This window comes from Burkholderia aenigmatica (assembly GCF_902499175.1).
In the GTDB taxonomy this organism is placed as follows: Bacteria; Pseudomonadota; Gammaproteobacteria; order Burkholderiales; family Burkholderiaceae; genus Burkholderia; species Burkholderia aenigmatica.
The window spans coordinates 83,790-107,878 of sequence record NZ_CABVQC010000020.1 but is presented as its reverse complement, the minus strand read 5'-3'; the positions used below and the strand labels follow the sequence as shown (position 1 = coordinate 107,878).

Sequence of the window (24,089 nt, the reverse complement as noted above, 5' to 3'; positions counted from 1 at the left end):
CTGATGCGGACGTCGCTGCGCCGTCACGTCACGATGGCGCGTTACCGCGATACCGCGTTGCCGGTACTGGCACGCGGCGGCGCCAATGCAAACCGCGGGCCATGCCGGATGCGACGGCAGTCGAATCGCGCGAAGCTGGACCCGCCGCGCCAGCCTGGCCGACGCACGACGACCGCGCGGCGATTTCGGCGAATGCGGACAACGCGTCGCCGCGCGACGACGTCCGGCCGGTTGGCGCGGCGCGCGGCCGCGCCGGCGTCACATGCCGCGCATCGCGGCGAAACCGAAGTGCGACGGATCGATCGGCACGCAACCGGTCGGCAGGCCGTTCACGTCGACCGAGCGGCATTGCAGGATGCCGGCCGCATACGGCGGCGACGGCACCTGATCGGCGCCGTATCGCGCCAGTGCCATGGCAGCGAACGTGCCCATCGCCAGTACGCACAGCTTGCGAGTCGTCAGTCTCATGATCGTGTCCCCTCCGGTTGTCCGCTGGTGCGGCTCGTATCCGGCGGGCATCGCATGCGGCACCGGATGACTGCACGGTAGCCAGCGCCCGGCCGTCGGCCATCGTCCGTTTCGACTAGGGGCAAACGCTGAGCGGACGGGGTACGGCCTGCGGCATCGCAACATCGAACGCGATGGCTTCGCATACGTGAAGGAAACGCGACACGTCGCGCGCCTGTCGTAGCAGGCCGCGCCAATCGTCAGATGCATGCCGCGCTCCGGTCGCTGCATCGCACCATCCGCGCAGCCTCGTGCGATATAAGGCGGCCTGCCCCGGTGTTTTCCCCGACCCTCGCCCTGCTCCGTATGGATGATGAATCCCGGCCTGCCCGGTGCGAACCTGCCCGTCGACGTCGCAATGCCGCCGCGTCGGCCCGCTTCGCACGGCCGATGCGTTCCGTTTTTCCACGGGAGCCAACGCATGACCGATTCCAATCCCCGCCACGCGCTGTACGACCTTGCGTGCCGCTACGCGCAAGCCGTCGACCGGCGCGACTGGCCACGACTCACCGCCCTCTTCACCCCCGATGCCACCCTGGCCGGCCCCGGCTTCCGCTTCGACGCCCGCGACGCGATCGTCGCGGGCATGCGCGTGATCGAGCGCTACGAAGCGACCCAGCATCACGTGCACAACCAGCTCGTCACGCTCGACGGCGGCGCGGCCGTCGTCGAGACCTATGGCGTCGCCTGCCACGTCTACGTGCGCGACGGCGTGAAGCGCAAGCTCGACTGGGGGCTGCGCTATCGCGACCGCTGCGTGTTCGACGGCGCCACGTGGCGCTTCGCCGCGCGCACGCTGCACGTCGACTGGGCGCAAGATCTGCCGCTGGAGGGCTGAACGATGCGCACCTCAGCTCCCCTCGACGGCCGCACCGCGCTCGTGACGGGCGGCGCCGGCGGTATCGGTGCGGCCTGCGCGCACGCGCTCGTCGCCGACGGCGCGGCCGTCGTGCTGATGGGCCGTCGCCGCGATGCGCTCGAACGCACGCAGCGGCACCTGACCGACGCGGTGCCCGGCAGCCGCGTCGCGATCCATGCGGGCGACGCCTGCGACGAAGCCGACCTGCAGGCCGCGCTCGACTGCGCATGGGCGCTCGACCATCGCCTCGACATCGTCGTGCCGACGGTCGGCGGGGCGGGCTTCCGGCCGCTGCTGCTGCACGACGCCGACACCTTCCGCGCCGAAATCGACCTGAACCTGCACAGCGCGTTCACCGCGATTCGTCATGCGGCGCCGCGGCTCGCCGACAGCGGCGGCGGCGCGATCGTCTGCATCTCGTCGACGGCCGCGCAGATCAACTTCCGCTGGCTGTCCGCGTACTGCACCGCGAAGGCCGCGCTCGAAGCGCTCGTGCGCGGCGCGGCCGAGGAACTGGCCGGCGCGAAGATCCGCGTGAACGCGGTGCGCCCGGGCCTCACGCGCTCCGAAGCCACGGCGCCGATGTTCGACAACCGCGCGCTCGTCGACAGCTTTCTCGAACAGATCCCGCTCGGCACGCTCGGCGAACCGGCAGCGATCGCGCATGCGGTGCGCTATCTCGCGGGTCCCGAGTCGGGCTGGGTGACCGGCCAGAGCTTCGCGGTCGACGGCGGCCATGAACTGCGTACCAACCCGCGCGTCGACGACACGATCGCGCAGATCTACGGCACGGCCGCGCTCGACGCGATCAAGGCCGGCCGCGTACCGGGCGCCGCATGAGCACCCGCCTTCTTTCACCGTCAAAGGAATTCGACCGACCATGAATCGAGTCGCAAACAAGGTCGCGCTGGTCACCGGCGCGGCAAGCGGCGTCGGCCGCGCGGATGCGCTGCTGCTCGCCGCCGAAGGCGCGCGTGTCGTGCTGACCGACATCGATGAGGACGCGGGCCGCGCGCTCGCACGCGAAATCGGCGACGCGGCGCTGTTCGTCCGCCACGACATCGCCGATGAGGATGGCTGGCGGCATGCGATCGCGTCGACGCTCGACCGCTTCGGCCGCCTCGACGTGCTCGTCAACAACGCGGCGATCTGTCCGGTCGGCTCGATCGAGGACACGAGCCTCGACACGTGGCGGCGCGTGATGCGCACCAACGCGGACGGCTATTTCCTCGGCTGCAAGTACGCGATCGGCGCGATGAAGGGCAACGACACGCCGGGCTCGATCGTGATGATGTCGTCGGTCGCCGCGCTCGGCGGGCTGCCGATGATGTGCGCGTACACCGGGTCGAAAGGCGCGGTGACGGCACTCGCGCGCAGTGTCGCCGTGCACTGCAAGCGCAGCGGCTACCGGATCCGCTGCAACTCGATCCATCCGGACGGGATCTGGACGCCGATGACGCAGGCGTTGATGCCCGATCTCGACCCGGCCGCGCTCGGCATCGGCAGCGATCCGATGGCACGCATGTGCGACCCGCAGGACGTCGCGAATCTCGTGCTGTTCCTCGCGTCCGACGAATCGCGTTTCGTGAACGGTGCGGAACTGCGGATCGACAACGCGCAACTGGTGTCGTCGCTGTGACGCGACGCCCTGCCTTCCCGTTCAAAGGAGTCCATCGATGATTTCATTCACCGGCAAGACCGTGCTGGTCACTGGCGGCGGCGCGGGCATCGGCCGTGCGTGCGCGGAAGCGTTCGGCGCGGCCGGCGCGCGCGTCGCGGTGGCCGAGATCGACCCGGCCCGCGCGCAGGACGTGCGCCAGGCGCTCGAAGCGGCGGGCGTCGATGCGCTCGTCGGCACCGTGGACGTCACGTGCCGCGACGAGGTCGATGCGTTCGCGCGAACGATCGACGCACGCTTCGGCGGCCTCGACGTGCTGGTCAACAATGTGGGCGATTTCCTGCAGATCGCGAAACCGTTCGACGACTGCACCGACGACGACATCGCGCGGCTGTTCGACGTGAATCTTCGCCAGGTCTTCATCGTCACGCGCGCGATGCTGCCGTTGCTGCGCAAGCGCGGCGCGGGCAGCAGCATCGTCGGCGTGTCGTCGATCGAAGGCTTCCGTGCGATTCCGAACTGCACCGTGTACGCGTCGTTCAAGGCCGCGCTGACCGGCTTCACGAAGAGCCTCTCCGTCGAACTTGGGCCGGCCGGCATTCGCGTGAACCAGATCGCGCCCGAAACCACCGAGACGCCGCAGGTGCCCGTCAGCGCCATGGTCTCGGCCGAGCATCGCGAGCACATCCCGCGCTGGATCCCGCTCGGGCGCTTCGGCGCGGCCGGCGATATCGCGGGCGCCGCACTGTTCCTCGCGAGCCCGCTCGCCGCGTGGGTCACCGGCACGACGCTGCATGTCGACGGCGGCGCGCTCGCGGCGGCCGGCTGGTATCGCGACCCGAACGGCTTCTGGACCAACCTGCCCGTCGTCGCGGGCAACGGCTTCAACTTCTGAGCGGCACCGCTCGCCTGTTCATTTCACGCGGCGCGGTTGCGCCGCACCGGGAGACACCATGAAGATCCTGATCGTCGGCGGCACCGGCCTCATCGGCGGCCATGCCGCGCTGCACCTGCACTCGCAGGGCAACCACGTCACGCTCGCCGCCCGCAAGCCACCCGCCCCCGGCAGCGCGCTCGCGCAGTTCGACGTGCTGCTGCGCGACTACGTGGCCGGCAACTTCACGCGCGACGATCTCGCGCCGTTCGATGCAGTGGTGTTCGCGGCCGGTAACGACATCCGCCACCTGCCGCCCGGCACCGACGAAGCCGCGCACTGGGAGCGCGCGAACGTCGACGCGGTGCCGAGCTTCTTCGCGCTCGCGCGCGATGCGGGCGTGAAACGCGCGGTGCTGGTCGGCAGCTTCTATCCGCAGGTCGCTCCGGCACTCGTCGATACGGTGCCGTATGTGCGCTCGCGCCATCTCGCCGACGAACGTGTGCGTGCCCTCGCGACGCCGTCGTTCGCCGTCTGCAGCGTCAATGCGCCGTTCGTCGTCGGATCGGTGCCCGGGCTGCGCAACGAGATGTTCGCGGCGTACACGGGCTATGCGCAAGGCCAGTTCGCGGGGCTGCCCGTGTTCGGGCCAGCCGGCGGCAGCAACTTCATCTCGACGCAATCGCTGTCGGAAGCGATCTGGGGGGCGCTGCAGCGCGGCGAAGCGGGCAAAGCCTACCTCGTCGGCGACGAGAACCTCAGCTTCGCCGACTACTTCGCGGCTTTCTTCCGCGCGGCCGGCAATCCGCAGGACGTGCCGTCGCTCGACCAGGAGCATCCGCTGCTGCCCGACATCGCGATCTACACGGGGCGCGGCAATGTCGTGTCGTACGAGCCCGATCCGGCCGACAGCGCGCTGCTGCGTTACCGGCGCGGCGACGTGCAGCGCGCGGTGGATGAAGTCGTCGCGCATTGCCGCGCGCAGTAAGCGAGCGGCGCGTGTGGGGCGCGAATGCAAAAACGTCCCGCCGCCGGCGATGAATGCCGGCGGCGGGACGTCAGGATAACGACTCGAATGCGAACCGTCAGGCGCCGATGCGCTCCGCGATCTTCTTCATCGTGTCGGTCATTTCGGCCGGCAGGCGCAGCTTCAGCGTATCGAACAACGCGGCATGCAGCTTCAGCTCCTCACGCCATTCGTCGGCATTCATCGACGTCACCGCATCGAACTGCTCGCGCGTGAAATCGAGCCCATCCCAGTGCAGGTCCTCATACGCGGGCGACACGCCGAACGCATGATCGCCGCCACCGCCGGTGCCTTCAAGGCGGTCGAGCATCCACTTCAGCACGCGCATGTTCTCACCGAAGCCCGGCCACACGAACTTGCCGTTCGCATCCTTTCGGAACCAGTTCACGCAGTAGATCTTCGGCAGCTTCGCGCCCGCGCCTTCGAGCTGCTTGCCGAGCGTCAGCCAGTGCGCGAAATAATCGCTGACGTTGTAGCCACAGAACGGCAGCATCGCGAACGGATCGCGGCGCACGATGCCCTGCTGGCCGACCGCCGCGGCGGTCGTCTCCGAGCCCATCGTCGCGGCCATGTACACGCCTTCGACCCAGTCGCGCGCCTCGGTCACGAGCGGCACGGTCGTCGAACGGCGGCCGCCGAAGATGAACGCATCGATCGGCACGCCGGCCGGATTCTCCCAGTCGCCGTCGATCGACGGACACTGCGCAGCCGGCGCCGTGAAACGCGAATTCGGATGCGCAGCCTTGCGGCCCGTTTCCTTGCCGATTTCCGGCGTCCACGGGTTGCCCTGCCAGTCGGTCAGCTTCGCGGGCGGCGTGTCGGTCAGCCCTTCCCACCACACATCGCCGTCTTCCGTCAGCGCGACGTTCGTGAAGATCACGTTTTCGGTGAGCGTCGAGATTGCGTTCGGGTTGGTCTTCACGCCGGTGCCCGGTGCGACGCCGAAGAAGCCGGCCTCCGGATTGATCGCATACAGCCGGCCGTCGGGGCCCGGTTTCAGCCATGCGATGTCGTCGCCGATCGTCGTAACCTTCCAGCCGTCGAAGCCCTGCGGCGGAATCAGCATCGCGAAGTTGGTCTTGCCGCACGCGGACGGGAATGCCGCCGCGACGTGATACTTCTTGCCGGCCGGCGACGTCACGCCGAGGATCAGCATGTGTTCGGCGAGCCAGCCCTGGTCGCGGCCCATCGTCGAGGCGATACGCAGCGCGAAACACTTCTTGCCGAGCAGCGCGTTGCCGCCGTAGCCCGAACCGAAGCTCCAGATCTCGCGCGTTTCGGGGAAATGCACGATGTACTTGACCGGGTTGCACGGCCACGGCACGTCCTGCTGGCCGGCTTGCAGAGGATGGCCGACGCTGTGCACGCACGGCACGAAATCGCCGTCTTCGCCGAGCACGTCGTACACCTCGCGGCCCATGCGCGTCATGATCCGCATGTTCACCGCGACGTACGGGCTGTCGGACAGCTCAACGCCAACGTGCGCGATCGGCGAGCCGAGCGGGCCCATCGAGAACGGCACCACGTACAGCGTGCGGCCGCGCATCGAGCCGCGGAACAGGCCGTTGAGCGTCTCGCGCATTTCGGCAGGCTCGATCCAGTTGTTGGTCGGGCCGACGTCGTCGCGCGATGCCGCGCAGATGAACGTGCGGTCCTCGACGCGCGCGACGTCGGACGGATCGGATTGCGCGAGATACGAGTTCGGGCGCTTTGCCGGGTTCAGGCGCGTGAGCGTGCCCTGGTCGACCATCGCCTGGCAGAGCGCGTCGTTTTCTTCCTGCGAGCCGTCACACCACACGACGCGCTCGGGCTCCGTGAGCGCCGCGATACGCGACACCCAGTCGATCAGCTTGCGATGTTTGACGAAAGCCGGCGGAGCGATCAGCGGGCCGTGTGTTGCCTCGGCCATAGTGTTTTGCGACATGAGAATGTCTCCAGATTATTGGGCGGGGATGGGGGATGCGGGTCGAACCCGCGAGATGGGGTATGCGATTGGAGCGCAGGATGCGGCGGCGCGCAGGACGGGACGCGCGAGCGGAGCGCGCGTCGATGCCGCGATGCGAGCGAGAGAAGGTGATGTCTCTTTAGTAATTGCGAACGCGAGTTTCGCCATACAAGCAACCTGCCGTACAACTCCATGACGGCCAGCATACCATCGCCGTTATTCAGCAAACGTTGCGTTGCAACAAGAAACAACTATGTCGGCGAGCCGGCACGCCGGTTGCCTGTGAGTCCTTTTTACAGCGCCATTGCGCGCGCTTTGGGGATGAAATGTCCGGGACGGCCGCCCGGCAAGGGTTTTGCGGGAGCGGCAAAACCGGCCTGCCGCTCCCGCGCATGGCAACCGCGAAAGCAAGTTGCGCGAATTCGCGTTTTCGCTACTGCGGGAAACCCCGAATTAGGTTGCGTACACAAACATCTGACGTGAACGCGCGGCAAGCGCCCCTGCTCAAAACGGTGCGCCCGGCAATCCGGGGTAATACGCGCCCGCTGCCATTCCACCGTCGACGGCCAGCTCGGCGCCGTTGCAGTACGACGCTTCGTCGCTCGCGAGGAACAGCGTCGCGCGCGCAATCTCGTCGGGCAGGCCGACGCGTTGCATCGGCACGTTCGCATAGTGCTTGTTGATTTCCTCGAGCGGCGCGCCGGTCGGATTCGACATCGCGGTGTTCACGCCGCCCGGATGGATCGAATTCACACGCACGCCCTGATGGCCGAGTTCGAGCGCCGCGACCTTCGTCAGCCCGCGCACGCCCCACTTGCTCGACACATACGCGGCCAGCGCGTTCACGCCGCGCAGCCCGTCCACCGACGAGATGTTGACGATCGACCCGCTTTTCCGCGCGATCATGCGCGGCGCGACCGTGCGGATCCCGATGAAGGTCCCGACGAGATTGATCGACACCGCGCGCTCGAAATCGCGTGTCGACAGCTCGGTGATGCCGCCAAAGGTCAGCACGGCCGCATTGTTGACCAGCACGTCGATACGGCCAAACTTTTCCATCGTTGCTTCGGTTACGCGCACCCAGTTCGCTTCGTCGGCGACGTCGAGCCGCATGAAGCGCGCCGCGTCGCCAAGCTCGCGCGCGAGCGCTTCGCCTTCCGCGTCGAGCACATCGCCGATCACGACGCGCGCGCCCTCCGCGACGAACAGCCTGCACGTCGCCGCGCCCATGCCACGCGCACCGCCCGTGACGATCGCTACCTTGCCTTCCAGTCGACCCATGTCGTCCTCTCTTCAATTCCGGTTTGCCGGCTGCCGTGCGCCTGCGTGCGCGTGCGTGCCGGATCGTGATTGGCACGCGGCCAGCGCCGCGCGCCGCCGGCCCTTGCGATCAGCCCCAGTAAGCCTGCCCGCCGTCGAGCGGCAGCGTCGCGCCCGTCAGGTACGCGGCGTCGCGGCTCGCCAGAAACACGATCGCGCGCCCGATGTCCTGCTCGCAGTCGCCGACGCGGCCGAGCGGAATCGTGCGGAAGAACGCGGCGGCTTCCTGCGGATTCGCGTCGACCCAGCCTTTCAGGCCCGGCGACAACGCATGCGGCGCGACTGCGTTCACGCGGATGCCATCCACGCCCCATTCGCAGGCGGCCGCGCGCGTCAGTGCGCGAATCGCCTCCTTGGTCGCGGCGTATGCGCCGTAACCCGACGCATCCCAGCGCACCGCGGCCGACGAAGCGAAATTGACGATCACGCCGTCGCCGTTCAGATGCGGATGACACGCGCGCATCATCCGCAGCGTCGCGATCGGCCCCGATTCGAGCCCCGCCATAAAATCCGCGTCGGTCACGTCGAGCAGGCGGCCGAGCGGCACGACCTGCGCGTTGTTGATCAGGATCTGCACACCGCCGAACCGCGCGACGACGCTGTCGACGCACTGCGCGATCTGCGCGGCGTCCATCACGTCGCACACGAACGGCTCGGCCACGCCGCCGCGCGCGCGGATCGCTTCGCAGGTCGCGAGCAGCTTGTCGCGAGTACGACCGACCACCGCGACCTGCGCGCCTTCCGCCGCGAGCGCATGCGCGACGCCCTGGCCGACGCCCTGCCCTGCACCCGTCACGAGTGCGACCTTGCCCTTCAGGATGCCCATGCGCGCACCTCAGGCGACGATCGCCGGATGCGCCTGCACGGGCCCGCCGAGCAATTCGCGGTACGACGGCGGCTGCTTGCCGTCGAGATCGGCAATGCCGTACCGCAGCGCGGCTTCCGCGCCGACGAGCACCTGCCCCGACAGCGCCATGCGCTGTGGGTCGCCGTGAATCGCGTGAATCACGCGCCCCGTGAATTCGGGGCTTTCCGCGACGAGCGAGAATTCCTTGTACAGATCCGGGTGTTCTTCCCACACGCGCGTCGTGCGCTCGGTGCGCAGCGGGCCCATCCAGATCGACACGGCCGCGACGTCGAACGGCTTCAGGTCGACAGCCATGTCCTTCGCGAACTTGTCGACACCGGACTTCTGCGCGCCGTAGGCCGCGCCGTGCATGTAGCAGCTCGCGCCGAACGACGACGTGAACGCAATCAGCCCGCTGCGGCGCTTCGCCATCAGCGGTGCAGCGTGCCAGCTCGCGACATACGCCGAGCGCAGCCCGACATCGAGGATGTTGACGAGGTCGAGCGACTTCTCCCAGAACGGGCCCGGCAGGATCAGTTGATCGTGCAGGTAGGTCGCGTTGTTGACGAGCATGTCGAGCCGCCCGCGTTCGCTTTCGATGCGCTCGAACAACGCCTTCACCTGCTCATCGTCCGCATGGTCGCAGACCACCGCGATGCCGCGGCCGCCGAGCGCGTCGATCTCGCGCGCGGTCTCGTGGATCGTGCCGGGCAGCGGCGCATCGCCTTCGTTCTGCGAGCGGCCCGTGACATAGACGGTCATGCCGGCCGCGCCGAGCGCACGCGCGATGCCCTTGCCCGCGCCGCGCGATGCGCCCGTCACGACGGCGACCTGCGCATCGTGATGCTGTGTCATGTTCGATGTCTCCTGTGAAATGTGCGCCACAAGCGTGGCGCTGGCGTGCGTCAGGCGGCCGGCGGCTGCGCGCCGGCGAACAGCACGCCTGGCGCATCGCCTTCGTAGCGGGCCGTCAGTGTCGACGTGACGACGCAGCGCGTGCCCGCGATCTTCCATTCGCCGTCGACCTTCCGGTATTCGTCGTCGTAGTACGCGCCGAGCTGCGTGAGCGTGCGCGCGTTCGTGTCGATCATCTGGTAGTGCAGGCCCCACGTGCCGCGTGCATGCGTGTCGTCGAGCACGGCGATCTCGGGATTCACGCCGTGGTGCATCTCGACGATGTGCGGATGGCAGCCGAGTCGTGCGAATACGTCGACGAGCGCGTCGCGCGTGTCGAACGTGCCAATCTGGCCGTAGTCGATATGCACGTGGCCGGGCGCGAAGCAGTCGCGCATCCCCTGCGGATCCTTGCGGTCGCAGCACGTGAAGTAGCGCGCCTTCAGCCGGCGGATCGCGTCGGCATCCTCGAGCCGGCGCACGCGCGCTTCCAGCGATTCGATGAGGGTCATCCCGTCTCCTTGTTCGATGCCGACGCGGTTCAAACGCCGCGTCGATGCCACGTTACCGCCGCGCGATGCACCGGCCATCACCCGTTCGGATGAAATCCGTGATTCGTTTCGGTAGCCTCGTTGACGTGCGGCAACGGCATTCGTCCGAACAGACGATGTGATGCACCGCGCTTCGTTCCTACCATCGAACGACACCACAACGAGACCCGGCGATGGACGACACGACCCGCACGCTCCATGAGTACGAGCAGATCCGACAGCTGAAATACCGGTATTTCCGCGCGGTCGACACGCACGATTGGGCGCTGCTCGCGGATTGCCTGACCGACGACTGCGAAGCACGGCTGTACGGTGGCCGCTATGCGTACGACGGCCGCGATGCGTTCGTGTCGAGTCTGCGCGAACTGATCGGCAAGCCGACCTTCCTGACGATGCATCACGGCCATCACCCGGAGCTCACGCTGGTCTCGGCCGATCACGCGTGCGGCGTGTGGTTTCTCGAGGATCACGCGATCAATCTTGAGGATAACTACCTGCTGCACGGCACTGCGTTCTACGACGACCAGTACGTGAAGTGCGACGGCGTGTGGCGCATTCACGCGACGCGTCATGAACGGCTGTTCGAAACCGTCACGTCGCCGATCCCGCCGTCGTTCACGCTGACCGCGAACCGGTTCGCGCCGGGCGCGCACCAGCCGGCGGGAACGCCTGAAGCCGCTTCCTGAACCCCGGCGGCAGCGCCGCCGATCCCGTCATTCCCCTGGAGCCGAAGCAATGGAGAAAGTCATTTACGTGTTGTGGCGCGACGCACAGGCCGCGCCGGATCAATGGAGCCGCACCGTGCGCGCGCAGCTCGCCGACAAGTTTCTGTCGCTCGGTGCGCACGGCGTGCAGGTGAACGTCGCCGACACGGAGGTCGCGCCGGCCGCCGGCCTGAAGCAGACCAACACGCACCCGGGCATCGATGGCATCGTCTCGGTATGGGTCGACAGTGCGAACGCGATGTTCCGCCAGCCATTCGACGATGCGGTACGCGCGGTCGTCCCGCACATGGCTGCGTATCTGGTTACCGAGTCGCAGCCGATTCCGAATACGCGCTTTCCGGCGCGTCCGGGCGAGCGGACCACGGGCTTCTCGCAGCTCGCGTTCCTGAAACGGCCGCCGCGCCTCACGCATGAAGCATGGCTCGACGTGTGGCACGGGCATCACACGCGCGTCGCGATCGAGACGCAGGACAATTTCCTGTACGTGCAGAACGTGGTCGTGCGCGCGCTCACGCATGCGGCACCCGGCTACGACGCGATCGTCGAGGAGTGCTTCCCCGCTGCGGCGATGACCGATCCGCATGCGTTCTTCGATGCGGTGGGCGATGACGAGAAATTCCAGCGCAATGTGGCCGAGATGATGGACAGCTGTGGGCGCTTCATCGACTTCGACAAGATCGATGTGGTGCCGACGAGTCAGTATGTCGTGAAGGACGTGCGGGGATAAGCCCAGGCGATCGCGCGGCGCGATCCTTGATGGCCACCGGGTACAGTCGCTCGCCATCGTTGCGACGGCTTTCCCGGATCCCTTCAACTCACGCGAACCTGCCGAAATCCACGTCTTCCTTGACGAACTGTCCCGTCGACAGGAGTGCGCTTTCGATGTCCGCGACGATCAACGCGTTGTGGATCGTCGCGGTGACGAACAGCGCCCAGATATCGTCGTCTATTTCATAGTGGCCCCGCGCATATGTCCAATAGCTGAAGTAGCGATCCTGGGACAATGCGACCGCAGGGTCATCAAGGCCATCCGGATGCGGGACCTGGACAGCGTGCAGCGCATCCTGCAGGATCGCCGCGATATTTGGAAAATTCACTGCGCGATGATCGTCAAGTACCTCGACCAGAAGATCGCTGCCGTGAAATACCGGCCGGACGCGGAATCGAATCGGGTTTGTCATGGTTCGTTTAAGCGATGGGTCAGCCCCTTGCGACCATGATCTTGTTCTCGTGCCGGATCCCGTCGAGCTCAAAGTACGCTATCCCCTCCTGCGTCATTCCACGGGAATGGTAGAAAGCGATTGCCTTCTCATTTTGCGAGTTGACGCTGAGCCAGAATGAGCGATTTCCGGTTCTTTCCTCTGCCACGCCGCTCGCATGAGTCAGCAGTGAAGATCCGATTCCACGGCCGGCAAAAGACGGCTGGATGTAGAGCGTTTCTATCTCGACGGGAATGTCCGCGTGGTGCGAATCCAGGCGGATGACGATGTATCCGGCAAGATTTCCGTCCGCCTCGGCAATCAGTAGAACGACGCCGGGATCGTTCACCAGCGTCAGGATCCGTTCGCTCGTAAAGGTGCTCAGCACATACTGTGCAATGACCTCGGATAGGCCCACCGCTGCATAGGTATGCACCCACACATGCGCGCCAAGCACGGCAATTCGCGCGGCGTCTTCCCGCCTCGCGGTTCTGATCGACAACATCGCGTTCATTTCGTTCTTTCCGCAGAAAATGGCCGAACCCGGGCTGTACGCATGGATACCCGAGAATCTACACTGACAATCCCGCTTCCACGATACGGATCATGCATGGAATCGCTTGCCCCCTTCAGTGGTTCGAAGATCGCGCTCTTCAAGGACCGGGAAATCCTCGTCTATCGACGCGACGACAAACCCGACATACCGTTTCCCGGTCTGTGGGACCTGCCCGGTGGAGGCCGGGAAGGCAACGAGACGCCCGAAGCGTGCGCGTTGCGTGAACTCCATGAGGAATTCGGACTGACGATACCGGGCAGCCGGATCGGTTGGTCCAGGGTCTATCCGTCGACCCGGCCAGACCGCCTGCCGCACTGGTTCTTCGCCAGCTGGCTGAGCGATGCGGAAATCGCCGCGATCCGTTTCGGCAACGAAGGCCAGGAATGGACGCTGATGGATGTCGACGCGTATCTGCGGCTCACCGATGCGATCACGCATTTGCAGGCGCGCGTCTCGGATTATCTGCGGCGTTGACGGTGCACGATTTCCGGCGATTGGCGTTTGTCCATTGAGTGTCGTCTGCTGGCCGACGCCTGCTCGATGCGTTCGACCGACAGACGAACCGGATTCGACCGGGCCTAAGGCCTGTTCACTGTCGATGCATGCACGAACGTCGAAATCGCCGCCACGACGCCATCTGCCAGCGGCAGATCCGGGTCCGAATAAGCGGCGAGGTTCTCTTGCCGCGCCGACGTGCGGACCGTCTTGAGCACATGATTGGCGTCGGCGATCAGCGCCATTTCGGCCCGCGGATTGGCCTCCTTCAGTCGTTCCGCGTCCTGTACGGCAACCTGGATATCCCGCGTTCCCTGCACGATCAGCACGGGCTTCGTATAGCCGGCCAGCAGCGCTGCCGGATCGATGGTCAATTCGCTCATCAGGAAGCCCTGGACTTGCGGTCTGAACAACGGCATGAGTGCTGGATCGATCCCGGCTGCGTCTACCCGTTTCCCGGCTTCCAGCGATTCGAGGATCGACAGTGCATTTTCCAGGATTGGCGCATTGGCCGGGTTCGATTGCAGTTGCTCCCTCAATACGGGCGCGAGCGGGCGTCCCGCCGTGGATACCAGGATCAGGCCGGCAATGTCGGCCATTTGCCTTGCCGCCAGCAATGCCACCCATCCGCCTTCGCTATGCCCCAACACCCATACGCAGGAAGCGCCGGTCTGTGCACGGATCGCGGCTACCCACGAACGGACGTCGGTCGCGTACGCGTCGATCGTGACGTCATCGGCATCCGGTGTCGCCGACGCGCTGCCAAACAAGCCGCGCTTGTCGATTCGAACCGACGCGATACCTTCATCGAGCAATCCTTCCGCGAGCAATTGGTAGGTCGACGCCTGCACCCAGTGCGGTGAGTTGCCATTTCTGTCGGTCGAGCCGGAGCCTGGCACGATCAACACCACCGGGGCGTCACCGGTGTCCGGAGACAAGAGCGTGCCTTTCAGCGGGCCGGCTGGGCCCGGTGCTTCGATTTCTGTCTGCATCGTTTGTAGAGAACCTCTCGAATGAAACGCGATAGCCATTGCGAATGGCGTATCGCTTTACGGGCATCCTGGATCTCCATGCAAGCGGGACCACCGACCTGGCTGGTCCCAACCTGTCGATCGTGCCGCGGTGGCTAACGCACCCGATCGTTACGTATCATCGCGGCCAGAATATATCCGGCGATTCTCGGATTCTCCTTGATTCGCCGCGTGCTGTAGCCGTACCAGTCCTGGCCGTACGGCACATAGACGCGCACATTGAATCCTTGCGCAAGCAGCGCGTCACGCGCCGGTTCACACACACCGAGCAACATCTGGAATTCGAACCTCGACCTGTCGATCCGCTCGCGTTGCAGCCAGCCGGTCAGCGCATCGATCAATTGTGCATCGTGGGTGGCAATGCCCACGAACGATCCCGCCTGTATTGCAGTCGAAACGTGCCGGACGAAGTGCGCATTGATCGCCGCCCGATCCCTCGACGCACCGTCGACGAGGTGCTCGCTCGCCTCCGCATAAATCCCCTTGCAGATACGCATGCGGCTTTTGCGCTCAAGCAGTGGCACGATGTCATCGCTCGTGCGCTTCAAATACGCCTGCAGTGCGACTCCGATCGCATGGCCTTCGGCTTCGAACTTCGAGAACGCATCGAGCGTTTTCCGGGTACAGCGGATGTCTTCCATGTCAATGCAAGCGCTGATCCCGTGCGCAGCCGCCGAACGCAGTATCGCCGAGACGCGCGCCAGGCATGCGGCTTCGTCGAGATGCAACCCGAGTGCAGTCAATTTAATCGAAAGCTCGGCGGGTTCATGCGCTGAACCGAGCGCATCGATGAGATCGAGATAATCGCGCGTCATCGACTCTGCCTGTTCAGGCGATGACGCCGTCTCGCCCAACACATCGACGGTGGTTCGGAAGCCTGCTGCATGGAGCGCCTGGATGCGCGTACGCGCATCGCAAAGCGTTTCGCCGGCGATATAGCGGCGGGAGATCCTGCGGATCAGCGAACGGGGAACGAGCGGGATGGCGTGCGCCGCCATCGTATTGAAAATACGCATGTTGTGGTCTCTGGAAAACGCAGTCGCACGAATACAGACACGATCAGTCAATTCGAACGACATCGCCGGACTGTTGTTCAGCACAGTCCGGGACGAATACCAAGGCCGATGCAATGACTGCATCGCCGCTGGTTTTCAGTGCGTTTTCGAGGGAGGCCAGGCAGCTGCGTACATGATTCGAGTGGGATCTGTTGCGGTTCGCTACGGGTGGGTCAATGCCGGCTTTCGGCCATGTCACTCAGGCATCGCGAATCGTAGCACGAGCACACGAACAGCGGACGTGAGCCGAACCGAAGGCGGTCAATCGTTTCGTCCGCAACGAGCCGCACGCAGCGTGCGTCAGTTTCATCCGATCCTGAGTGGCATTTCAGTGCCCGTCACCGGCGAATCGACGCGGCTGATAAGTCTTCCCGTTCCAGGTAAACCGCGCGGATTTGCCCGACGCGGCCTTGCCCTTCGGACGCACAACGAGGTCGTAATGCCCGTTGGTCATGTGAGGGCTGAACGACAGCACGTAGTGAGCCTCCGTCGTGTTTTCCGCAGCGCACGCGTCCTGCTGTGCGTCGCCCGGATTTTTGCCTTTGCCCGCCTTCTCCGCTACACACTCGGCAGCCGCCTCCTTGTCATAGGTCGACCAGTCGGTCATTGCGGTGAAGATGGGTATCACACGAGCATCGGCATAGCGATACAGGCTCAGCATCTCGGTCGAATCGCTATGCGCAGTCGATGTGTAGTTATTGTTGAAGCGAACGCCAAAGGCAGTTTCCTGCGCATTGATTCGGTACGGAATCACGTCCATGGTCAGGGATGGGTTCCACAACAGCGGCGACGTATCGACGTGCTCGCTTCGATCGCTTGCGAGCAGGTGGAACCCTTGCCCGTCACGGGTCAGGACACCCGTCCACAACTCCGCGTCGACGTTCTCGGTCGAGCGCTGTACCAACGCGGCCACGACCCACAGCGGCCCGGAAGCCGATGGCCCATGTGCCCACGGCGATAGCGCGACACCCTGAACGCTATCCGACGGCGCCGGATCGTTGCGCATCAAGGTATGCAACGCAGCTTGCTGCTGATCGTCGTCACTCACGCCGCTCGCGGCAAACGTGGCATGCGCAACCAACGCCAGGACGAGCGTCAGCACCGTTTGCGCGTAAAAGCGGCGTTTCCTGCCTGTTCGGTCGCCCGCGCATTGCAGCTCCGGGGACGATTCTGCTCCGCACGCTTCCTGCATGCCGCTCAACATGGCTCGTGGACTCCAATGGATATATTTTCCGACCGGATTCAAGGATGGTAACGACATCTTGTATGCAGCCATGCCGGACAAGCGCATCGCCGCTCATTGGCTGGCTGCCCGCCCGGATCTGACGACCCGACCATTGACCACGCGTATCGCCCAGAATGTACCCAGGCCGGATTGACGCCGAGCCACCGCGGCAATTCAACTCATGGCGCCTTGACCAAAGCCAGAATGGCCTTCACCGCATCGTCCTCGATTCCCTTGAGGTCCGACGGGAACCGATTTCTTTGCAGGATCAACACGATGAGCCCCTCGATCTGTGCGGTAACCAGTGCAGCTCGCCGGGTAAGCGCTGCCCGCGACAGCGTCGGGTTCACGGCTTCGATGAATCCGGCGATCACGCCCCGTTGAAACCCGTATCCCTCTTCAAGCATTCCTCCTGCTGCGCGATGAGCGAATGCCCGGGCGATGATGCCGGTGACGCGTCGTCGCCGCCGATGCCGGCCGCATACCGACTGCATCGAGTGGGGATAGGGGTCGGTCGACCGGATTTTGAAAAACATCGATACCTGACATTGGGTCGTGTCGGTTCCACTGCTGGGGCCGAAAGGCCGAACCAGACGGCGACATTCTACGCAGGTTCGGAAAACCGGGGAGAGGCGCCGATATCGATTGGCGAGAGGACACAGGACTTGCTCGATACTCGTCACAAAATGGGTCGAGTGACACATTTTCGTCGATACGCCCGAACGCCCTTCCCCCAGCCTCTCACCTCTTTGCCACACCCATGACAAAACGTCTATAATTGGACAATCCATCGACCGGCACGCTAAAGCATCCGCATCCGAGCGCGCCCCGATCCCCCGGCCCCACCTGCCCGGAGCGACATGAGCGACTACCCCGTTTTCGACACGCTTTGCGATCTGCTGAACACGTCCGGCGCGCGGTTCCGCGTGCTGGAGCATCCGGCCGAAGGCAAATCCGACGCGATCGCCGCGCTGCGCGGCACACGCCCCGATCAGGGCGCGAAGGCGATGCTGTGCACGTTCAAGGATGGCGGCGACAGCACCGCGCTCGCAGTGATTCCCGGCCACCTGAAGATCGATTTCCGCAAGGTTGCCGATGCGGTCGGCCGCCGCAAGGCCACACTCGCGTCGCCCGATCTTGCGGCCGCCGTCACGCGCTGCGTGATGGGCGCCGTGCCGCCGTTCGCGTTCGACCCCAGCGTGACGCTCGTCGTCGATCCCGCACTAATCGAACGCAACACCGAGATTGCCTTCAACGCGGGCCGCCTCGACCGCTCCGTCGTGCTCGACGCGGCCGACTACGTGCGGATCGCGCAGCCGCTGCTCGCCGACATCACCCGGCCGGAAACCGCGGACGGCGCGTAACACGCCGGTTGCCCCGTTCCCGACGCCATCGCATCGATTCGAAACCTGAACGCGAAACCATCATGACCACCACCCGGAAAAAAGCGCTGTCCGAGCAGGCCTCGCTGATCGAACAGGTGCAGCGCATTGCCGAAGGGCTCGGCGCGATGTTCGCGCCGTTCACCGAGGTCGTGGTTCACGACCTGCGCACGCCGAAGCACTCGATTCTCGCGATCCACAACAACCTGTCCGGGCGCGCGGTCGGCGATCCCACGACCGAGCTCGGCCTCGCGCGCATCGCGGACGACGATTTCCCGCAAGTGCTCGCGAACTACCCGAACCGCTTCGCCGACGGCCGCACCGCGAAAAGCACGTCGATCGGCATCAAGGATTCGACCGGCCGCTATGTGGCCGCGCTGTGCCTGAATGCCGACGTCACGCTGTTCCGCGGCTTCCAGGGCATGCTGAACCAGTTCTGCAGCACGGATGGCGAAGCCATCGCCGAAACGCTCGACCCCGCCGGCGCGGACGCGATCCGGCAACGCATCGACGCATTCGCGATGCGTCTCGCGACGACGCCGCGCGAACTGAAGACCGACCAGCGCCGCGAGCTGATGCAGACGCTGAAGGTCGACGGCTTCCTCCAAGTGCGCCGCGCGATGGAGATCGTGTCGCAACATCTCGGCGTCTCGCGCGCGACCGTCTACAACGATGCGAAATGACGCAAGCGCGTGGCACGCGCTGCTTTCCTGCTGAACGATTTCAACGACCCACGGGCATCCCATGAACTCTCCGACTCTCCCCACGTACGACGACGTTGCCGCCGCGGCGGCCCGCCTCGAAGGCCATGCGCACCGCACGCCGGTGATGACGTCGCGGACGATCGACGAAGCGCTCGGCGCGCAGGTGTTCTTCAAGTGCGAGAACCTGCAGCGCATCGGCGCATTCAAGTTCCGCGGCGCGTTCAATGCGCTGTCGCGCTTCGACGCGACGCAGCGCCGCAATGGCGTCGTCGCGTTCTCGTCCGGCAACCATGCGCAGGCGATCGCGTTGTCGGCGCGCATGCTCGGCATTCCCGCGACGATCGTGATGCCGCAGGATGCGCCGGCCGCGAAGATAGCCGCGACACGCGGCTACGGCGGCAATGTCGTGACCTACGACCGCTACACCGAGGATCGCGAGCAGATCGGACGCGATCTCGCGGCGCAGCACGGGCTCACGCTGATCCCGCCCTACGATCACCCGGACGTGATCGCCGGCCAGGGCACGGCGGCCAAGGAACTGTTCGACGAAGTCGGCCCGCTCGACGCGGTATTCGCGCCGCTCGGCGGCGGCGGGCTGCTGTCGGGCACCGCGCTCGCCACGCGCGCGCTGTCGCCGCACGCGACGCTTTACGGTGTCGAACCGGAAGCCGGCAACGACGGCCAGCAATCGTTCCGTTCCGGCGCGATCGTGCATATCGACACGCCGCGCACGATTGCCGACGGTGCGCAGACGCAGCACCTCGGCAACCTGACGTTCCCGATCATCCGCCGCGACGTCGACGACATCCTGACCGCGACGGACGCGGAACTGGTCGACTGCATGCGCTTCTTCGCGACTCGTATGAAGATTGTGGTCGAGCCGACCGGCTGCCTGTCGTTCGCCGCCGCGCGACGGATGAAGGACGCGCTGCAGGGCAAGCGCGTCGGCGTGGTGATCAGCGGCGGCAACGTCGATCTCGAGACCTTCTGCGCGCTGGTATCGGCATCCGCATGAACATCGCGGCGCGCATGAATATTCCGTCATACGCGCCGCACCGTTCCTTCACGCCGCGTTAAGTTTCGCGCCCTAGACTGATTACGTTGTCCCTCAGTCAGTCGTGAAGGAGCCACCATGAAAACGCACGCGATCGTCGCCGCCGCCCTGGCGGCTGCTTCCCTTTCGGCGTTCGCTCAACCGGGCGTGACGTCATCCGGTTTTCCCGCCGCATCGCCCCATGACACCGTCGCGCAGGCGACGCACCGCTCGCCCGGCGCGTTGCCGCACGCCGGCTTCGTGCTCGCGAAGATCGATCAGAACAATACGCCCCCCGATCGCGGCGGCGACCCGAGCGGCCGCACGCACACCGGCACGCACATGTGACGGTGCGCCGGGCGCGGCTGCCGCGCCTGGCTCTCAGAACGACGGCAGCGACGGATCGCGTGAAGCGAGGATGTCGTCGGTGCGCCGCTGCAGCGCGCCGTCGATCGTCTCCGGTTGCGGAATCAACCAGTAGCGCCCTGCACGAATGCCGTCGAACACCCGTTCGGCGAACGCGTCGGGCGTGAGTCCGTGCGCGTTCAGCATCGAGCGCATCGTGTCGACGAAGCCGCGCACCGCGGGCCGGTCGTGCGCCGCGCCGAACGGGTCGTTGAAGATGCCCGACTGCACGGGGCCCGGCGCGAGCAACGACACGCCGACCGGCGCGCCCAGCATCTTCAGTTCTCCGTACAACGATTCAGTCAGCGCGACCACCGCGAATTTCGTCGCCGAATAGGGCGACATCAGCGGGCTCGGCAGGAACCCGCCGACCGATGCGGTATTCACGATGCGCGCCGGCACGTTGCGTTCGAGCATCCGCGGCACGAAGCTGCGGATCCCGTTCAGCACGCCGTGCACGTTGATCGCGAAGCTGCGCTCGAAGCGTTCCGGCGTGATTTCCCAGCTGAAGCCGGTCGCCATCACGCCCGCGTTGTTGAACAGCAGGTCTACGCCGCCGAAGCGCTGCCACGCGGCCTCCGCCAGTGCGTCGACGGCTTCTGGCCGGCTGACGTCGGTCGGCACGCAGAGCACGTCGGTGTCGAGCGTCGCCGCGAATGCGTCGAGCTTCGCCGGGTCTAGATCGGCCAGCACGACGCGCATGCCGAGCCCGGCAGCGTGGCGCGCGAGCCCGCTGCCGATGCCGCTGGCCGCGCCGGTGATCACGGCGGTGCCGCCATCGAAGCGAATCGAATTCGTCATATCAATCAGTGTCCTGTCGGGTCGATGTGGGGATGCGCATACGCGGGAATCACCGGCGGCGGCAGCGCCGTGCGGCCGTCGAGCGAGCGCACCGCGAGCTGCTGCGCGACCGGGAAATGCAGGCTGTGCGTGACGAGGCCCGTGCGGTCGCGCGCCGGCAGGCTGCACAGCGCGAGCGCGGTTTCGGCGAGATACGCGACGTCCTCGGTCGGATAGCCTTCGGGGATGTAGCGCGCGGCGCCCGGCGTGCGGATCGCCGTGCTCGGCGCGACGAGATTCACGGCGATGCCGTCGGCTTCGAGTTCGGCCGCAAGCCCCTGCGTGAAACGCGACAGTGCCGCCTTCACCGCCGCGTAGACGGTCGCGCCGCCCGCACGCGAGAAATCGTCGAACGGCCGCAGCGGCGGCAGCGCCGTCACCGAGCCGACGTTCACGATCCAGCCGGCGCCGCGTGCGCGCATCAGCGGGATCGCGGCCTGCGCCAGCGCGAACGGGATGCGCAGATAGTGTTCGACCGTCGTGTCGAACATCGTCATCGGCATCGCGTCGACGCAGGCGTAGTCGGCCACGCCCGCGTTGTTGACGAGGATGTCGAGGCCGCCGGCCGCCTGCGCCGCGCGCCCGACGAGCGCATCGCGCTCGGCCGCGTTCGACAGGTCGGCCGCAAGCGCGATCGCGCGGCCGCCGGCCTGCTCGATCAACGCCACCGTTTCGGCGAGCGTGCCGGCGGTTGTGGCCGATTGCGTCAGGCTGCGCGCCGTCACGACGACGGTCGCGCCTTCGGATGCGAGGCGCTGCGCGATCGCACGGCCAATGCCGCGGCTTGCGCCCGTCACGAGCGCGCACTTGCCGGCCAGTACGCCGGTTCGGGTGTCGGTCATCGTTGTCTCCTGTGATGTGCGTGCGGGCCGCTCAGCGGGCGATATCCGCAACATGAAGCACCAGCTTCGTTCTCGCCTCGCCCGTTTGAACGAGATCGAGTGCGCGGGCCGCCTGTTCGAGCGGAAAACGGTCGAAACGCGGCACGCGCAGTGCGCGCTTGTCGAGCTGCTCCGCGATCCGGGCGAGCGTGCCGCCGCTCGGCATCCGGCTATAGGTCATCGCGGTGCGCAGGCCGCGCCGGGCGGCTTCGGCGGCCGTCGCGGCCAGCCGCTCCGCATCGCCGGCCGCGAGCGTCATGATGGTGACCAGCGTGCCGCCCGGTGCCAGCAGGTCGAGCGCATCGGGCAGCGTGTCGCCGCCGACCGCGTCGAGCACGAGGTCGACACCGCCGGGCGCCCATGCGCGCAGCGCCGCGGCGATGTCCTGCTCGCGATAGTCGATGCTGGCCGCCGCGCCCAGCGACTCGACCGTCGCGCGGTTGCGCGCCGAACACGTCGCCGCGACGCGCGCGCCGGCCTGCACCGCGAGCTGGATCGCGAACGTGCCGACCGCGCCCGCGCCGCCGTGCACCAGCACCGTCTGGCCCGCTCGCAGCCCGCCGTCGTCGAACAGGCCGGCCCACGCGGCGAGTGCAGGCGTCGGCACCGTGGCGGCTTCCGCCAGGCTCACCGCGTCGGGCACGCGCACGACCGAGTCGTGGCGCACCGCAACGAATTCCGCATACGCGCCCCAGCGTCCCGCCCCGACGTCGGTCTGCGCGAACACGCGCATGCCGGGCGCGAAACCGTCGACGCCGTCGCCGACCGCTTCGACCACACCGGCCGCATCGAAGCCGATCACGAACGGAAACGTGTATTGCATGAAAGCACCGAGGTAGCCTTCGCGGCATTTCCAGTCGGCGGGATTGATGCCCGCGTAGGCCACGCGGATCAGCACGTCGCCGGGGCCCGGCGTCGGTGCCGGCACGTCGGCCATCCGCAAGGCGTCGGAATGACCGACGCGGTCGATCAACAGGGCTCGCATCTTCGTGTCTCCAGGGTTGTTGTCAGCTTGATGTGTGCTGCGCGTCAGGCCGCCGTCTCGGCCAGCAGGCTCGACGCGAGCGGACAGAACGCATGCGAGATCGCATCGACCGTCCAGTCGGGGCTTTCGGCATCGAACCGGCGATCGACCCAGCCCCAGTGATACGGATGCATCAGGTATTCGCCGAGCAGATCGCCGACGTGTGCGAATTCCTGCTGCCACACGTGCGTCCATACGCCGGGCGTCACGATCCGGCTCAGGCGCCAATTGCGGATGCCCGGCATGAACGCGGGCATCTGCAGCAGTTCGCGTTCGAGCGCAGCAATCTGCGCTGCGCTCGCCTGCGGCCGCACGCGCAGCATCAGCGTGCGCCACACGCCGTCGCGCAGCGCCGGTTCGCGCAGGCCGCCGCCGATCGCGCGGCAACCGGCGCCATCGATGCGCGCGATGCCCGGCAGGTGCGCCAGCGCGGCGAAAGCCGCCGTGCCGTCGGCCGCCGACTCGTCGCGCAGCACGTCGAGCGTGTAGTCGCCCGCGCCCCAGCTGCCGTCCAGATTCCGCGCCAGCGCCACGCGTTTCGCACCCGTCAGTGCGTGCGCGGCTTCGTGCAGCGCGCGTTCGATGGCGTCGGCGTCGCGATCCGCCGACACGAATACCTGTGCCGTGTCATGCCGCATGATCGACCTCCGTCAGCGCGGGCAGCGGCGCATCGGCATCCGTCATCACATGGCGGCGGCGCACGTCGCACAGCGCGTCGACGGCCATCCAGAAGCCGACCACGTCGGCATCCGTCAGCGCACGCATCCGGTAGTAGGCCGGCGCGTCGGCAACGTGCCAGGTCAGCCACAGCGTGCTCGGCTGCCCCGGCACCGCGACGGGCGGCGATACCCAGCGGCCGGCCGCCGTCAGCCCGCGCGCCGCGTGGCCCGGCAGGTAACGGTCGCGCAGCAGTGCAAGCACGTCGGGAATGCGCTCGGGCGCGAGCGTGATTTCGTCTACGATCTGGATCATTCGCGTGTCGTCCGTGGTCGTTCGTTACAGGGATGCGCGCCGGCCTACGCCGTTCCGGCGAGGCCGAAGGCAGTCGGCGTGGATAGCATTCTTGCGTGGTGACGGTTCCCGGACCCCTAT

General features: G+C 66.3%; 29 protein-coding genes. 12 read left to right on the top strand and 17 right to left on the bottom strand.

Annotation, left to right across the window (positions count from 1 at the left end; genetic code table 11):
* Positions 1–258: 258 nt before the first annotated feature.
* Complete coding sequence (locus tag BDO18943_RS16525; RefSeq protein ID WP_043186702.1) at positions 259–468, bottom strand: hypothetical protein; 210 nt, start codon at positions 466–468, stop codon at positions 259–261.
* Positions 469–928: 460 nt separating this feature from the next.
* Here BDO18943_RS16525 and BDO18943_RS16520 point away from each other — a divergent pair, with 460 nt between their 5' ends.
* From BDO18943_RS16520 to BDO18943_RS16500, 5 genes are read left to right on the top strand one after another with little or no spacing between them, the layout of a single operon-like run.
* On the top strand, positions 929–1,345 hold the full coding sequence (locus BDO18943_RS16520; RefSeq protein ID WP_175023342.1) for a nuclear transport factor 2 family protein: 417 nt from the start codon (positions 929–931) through the stop codon (positions 1,343–1,345).
* Between the two features lie 3 nt (positions 1,346–1,348).
* A complete protein-coding gene (locus BDO18943_RS16515) occupies positions 1,349–2,206 on the top strand; it encodes an SDR family NAD(P)-dependent oxidoreductase (RefSeq protein WP_175023341.1) in 858 nt (285 codons plus the stop codon).
* Positions 2,207–2,246: 40 nt separating this feature from the next.
* Positions 2,247–3,005 carry an SDR family oxidoreductase gene (locus BDO18943_RS16510; protein WP_047903207.1) on the top strand — a complete coding sequence of 253 codons (759 nt, stop codon included), beginning with the start codon at positions 2,247–2,249 and terminating at the stop codon, positions 3,003–3,005.
* 40 nt (positions 3,006–3,045) lie between these two features.
* Entirely contained in the window at positions 3,046–3,879 is an 834-nt protein-coding gene (locus BDO18943_RS16505; RefSeq protein WP_210771949.1) for an SDR family NAD(P)-dependent oxidoreductase, read from the top strand.
* A gap of 58 nt (positions 3,880–3,937) precedes the next feature.
* The gene (locus BDO18943_RS16500; RefSeq protein ID WP_175023339.1) at positions 3,938–4,846 is read left to right on the top strand and encodes an NAD-dependent epimerase/dehydratase family protein; all 909 of its coding nucleotides are present in this window, start codon (positions 3,938–3,940) and stop codon (positions 4,844–4,846) included.
* A 97-nt stretch (positions 4,847–4,943) separates the two neighbouring features.
* Here the strand turns inward: BDO18943_RS16500 and BDO18943_RS16495 are convergent, their stop codons facing one another.
* From BDO18943_RS16495 to BDO18943_RS16475, 5 genes are all read right to left on the bottom strand, one after another.
* Positions 4,944–6,809: a phosphoenolpyruvate carboxykinase (GTP) gene (locus BDO18943_RS16495; RefSeq protein WP_175023338.1), complete on the bottom strand. Its 1,866-nt coding sequence runs from the start codon at positions 6,807–6,809 to the stop codon at positions 4,944–4,946.
* 525 nt (positions 6,810–7,334) lie between these two features.
* The gene (locus tag BDO18943_RS16490) at positions 7,335–8,111 is read right to left on the bottom strand and encodes a glucose 1-dehydrogenase (protein ID WP_175023337.1); all 777 of its coding nucleotides are present in this window, start codon (positions 8,109–8,111) and stop codon (positions 7,335–7,337) included.
* A 109-nt stretch (positions 8,112–8,220) separates the two neighbouring features.
* The gene (locus tag BDO18943_RS16485) at positions 8,221–8,976 is read right to left on the bottom strand and encodes an SDR family NAD(P)-dependent oxidoreductase (protein WP_175023336.1); all 756 of its coding nucleotides are present in this window, start codon (positions 8,974–8,976) and stop codon (positions 8,221–8,223) included.
* Between the two features lie 9 nt (positions 8,977–8,985).
* A complete protein-coding gene (locus BDO18943_RS16480) occupies positions 8,986–9,852 on the bottom strand; it encodes an SDR family NAD(P)-dependent oxidoreductase (protein ID WP_175023335.1) in 867 nt (288 codons plus the stop codon).
* 50 nt (positions 9,853–9,902) lie between these two features.
* A complete protein-coding gene (locus tag BDO18943_RS16475) occupies positions 9,903–10,403 on the bottom strand; it encodes a nuclear transport factor 2 family protein (RefSeq protein ID WP_175023334.1) in 501 nt (166 codons plus the stop codon).
* A 212-nt stretch (positions 10,404–10,615) separates the two neighbouring features.
* Here BDO18943_RS16475 and BDO18943_RS16470 point away from each other — a divergent pair, with 212 nt between their 5' ends.
* Together BDO18943_RS16470 and BDO18943_RS16465 are read left to right on the top strand one after the other, a co-directional pair.
* Positions 10,616–11,128, top strand: coding sequence for a nuclear transport factor 2 family protein (locus BDO18943_RS16470; protein WP_175023333.1), 513 nt, complete (start codon positions 10,616–10,618; stop codon positions 11,126–11,128).
* 49 nt (positions 11,129–11,177) lie between these two features.
* The gene (locus BDO18943_RS16465; protein ID WP_175023332.1) at positions 11,178–11,894 is read left to right on the top strand and encodes an EthD domain-containing protein; all 717 of its coding nucleotides are present in this window, start codon (positions 11,178–11,180) and stop codon (positions 11,892–11,894) included.
* 88 nt (positions 11,895–11,982) lie between these two features.
* Here BDO18943_RS16465 and BDO18943_RS16460 read toward each other — a convergent pair whose 3' ends face one another.
* Positions 11,983–12,348 carry a hypothetical protein gene (locus tag BDO18943_RS16460; RefSeq protein ID WP_175023331.1) on the bottom strand — a complete coding sequence of 122 codons (366 nt, stop codon included), beginning with the start codon at positions 12,346–12,348 and terminating at the stop codon, positions 11,983–11,985.
* 19 nt (positions 12,349–12,367) lie between these two features.
* Positions 12,368–12,880 (bottom strand): GNAT family N-acetyltransferase, encoded by a 513-nt coding sequence (locus BDO18943_RS16455; protein ID WP_175023330.1) that lies wholly within the window; start codon positions 12,878–12,880, stop codon positions 12,368–12,370.
* Between the two features lie 96 nt (positions 12,881–12,976).
* On the opposite strand from BDO18943_RS16455, the gene BDO18943_RS16450 reads away from it, so the two are divergent.
* Positions 12,977–13,396: an NUDIX hydrolase gene (locus BDO18943_RS16450; protein ID WP_043186685.1), complete on the top strand. Its 420-nt coding sequence runs from the start codon at positions 12,977–12,979 to the stop codon at positions 13,394–13,396.
* Positions 13,397–13,500: 104 nt separating this feature from the next.
* Here the strand turns inward: BDO18943_RS16450 and BDO18943_RS16445 are convergent, their stop codons facing one another.
* The 4 genes from BDO18943_RS16445 to BDO18943_RS16430 all read right to left on the bottom strand — a co-directional run bounded on the left by BDO18943_RS16445 (position 13,501) and on the right by BDO18943_RS16430 (position 17,264).
* Positions 13,501–14,409, bottom strand: coding sequence for an alpha/beta hydrolase (locus BDO18943_RS16445; protein WP_175023329.1), 909 nt, complete (start codon positions 14,407–14,409; stop codon positions 13,501–13,503).
* 134 nt (positions 14,410–14,543) lie between these two features.
* On the bottom strand, positions 14,544–15,464 hold the full coding sequence (locus tag BDO18943_RS16440; RefSeq protein ID WP_175023328.1) for a proline dehydrogenase family protein: 921 nt from the start codon (positions 15,462–15,464) through the stop codon (positions 14,544–14,546).
* A gap of 367 nt (positions 15,465–15,831) precedes the next feature.
* Entirely contained in the window at positions 15,832–16,707 is an 876-nt protein-coding gene (locus tag BDO18943_RS16435; RefSeq protein WP_175023327.1) for a hypothetical protein, read from the bottom strand.
* A gap of 200 nt (positions 16,708–16,907) precedes the next feature.
* Positions 16,908–17,264 carry a hypothetical protein gene (locus BDO18943_RS16430; protein ID WP_175023326.1) on the bottom strand — a complete coding sequence of 119 codons (357 nt, stop codon included), beginning with the start codon at positions 17,262–17,264 and terminating at the stop codon, positions 16,908–16,910.
* A 324-nt stretch (positions 17,265–17,588) separates the two neighbouring features.
* On the opposite strand from BDO18943_RS16430, the gene BDO18943_RS16425 reads away from it, so the two are divergent.
* From BDO18943_RS16425 to BDO18943_RS16410, 4 genes are all read left to right on the top strand, one after another.
* On the top strand, positions 17,589–18,092 hold the full coding sequence (locus BDO18943_RS16425; protein ID WP_175023325.1) for a YbaK/prolyl-tRNA synthetase associated domain-containing protein: 504 nt from the start codon (positions 17,589–17,591) through the stop codon (positions 18,090–18,092).
* Between the two features lie 62 nt (positions 18,093–18,154).
* Entirely contained in the window at positions 18,155–18,793 is a 639-nt protein-coding gene (locus BDO18943_RS16420) for a helix-turn-helix transcriptional regulator (protein WP_043186672.1), read from the top strand.
* A gap of 61 nt (positions 18,794–18,854) precedes the next feature.
* Entirely contained in the window at positions 18,855–19,829 is a 975-nt protein-coding gene (locus BDO18943_RS16415) for a threo-3-hydroxy-L-aspartate ammonia-lyase (RefSeq protein ID WP_175023324.1), read from the top strand.
* 117 nt (positions 19,830–19,946) lie between these two features.
* On the top strand, positions 19,947–20,195 hold the full coding sequence (locus BDO18943_RS16410) for a hypothetical protein (protein ID WP_175023323.1): 249 nt from the start codon (positions 19,947–19,949) through the stop codon (positions 20,193–20,195).
* A gap of 33 nt (positions 20,196–20,228) precedes the next feature.
* Here BDO18943_RS16410 and BDO18943_RS16405 read toward each other — a convergent pair whose 3' ends face one another.
* The 5 genes from BDO18943_RS16405 to BDO18943_RS16385 are packed head-to-tail and all read right to left on the bottom strand — an operon-like array spanning position 20,229 to position 23,969.
* Positions 20,229–21,053: an SDR family NAD(P)-dependent oxidoreductase gene (locus BDO18943_RS16405; RefSeq protein WP_175023322.1), complete on the bottom strand. Its 825-nt coding sequence runs from the start codon at positions 21,051–21,053 to the stop codon at positions 20,229–20,231.
* Positions 21,054–21,058: 5 nt separating this feature from the next.
* Positions 21,059–21,934, bottom strand: coding sequence for an SDR family NAD(P)-dependent oxidoreductase (locus BDO18943_RS16400; RefSeq protein WP_175023321.1), 876 nt, complete (start codon positions 21,932–21,934; stop codon positions 21,059–21,061).
* Positions 21,935–21,965: 31 nt separating this feature from the next.
* Positions 21,966–22,958, bottom strand: a complete 993-nt coding sequence (locus tag BDO18943_RS16395; protein WP_175023320.1) for an NADP-dependent oxidoreductase — start codon at positions 22,956–22,958, stop codon at positions 21,966–21,968.
* 44 nt (positions 22,959–23,002) lie between these two features.
* Positions 23,003–23,635: a Dabb family protein gene (locus tag BDO18943_RS16390; protein ID WP_175023319.1), complete on the bottom strand. Its 633-nt coding sequence runs from the start codon at positions 23,633–23,635 to the stop codon at positions 23,003–23,005.
* Entirely contained in the window at positions 23,625–23,969 is a 345-nt protein-coding gene (locus BDO18943_RS16385; RefSeq protein ID WP_175023318.1) for a hypothetical protein, read from the bottom strand. Before BDO18943_RS16385 ends, BDO18943_RS16390 begins: the two co-directional genes overlap by 11 nt.
* Positions 23,970–24,089: the final 120 nt, after the last annotated feature.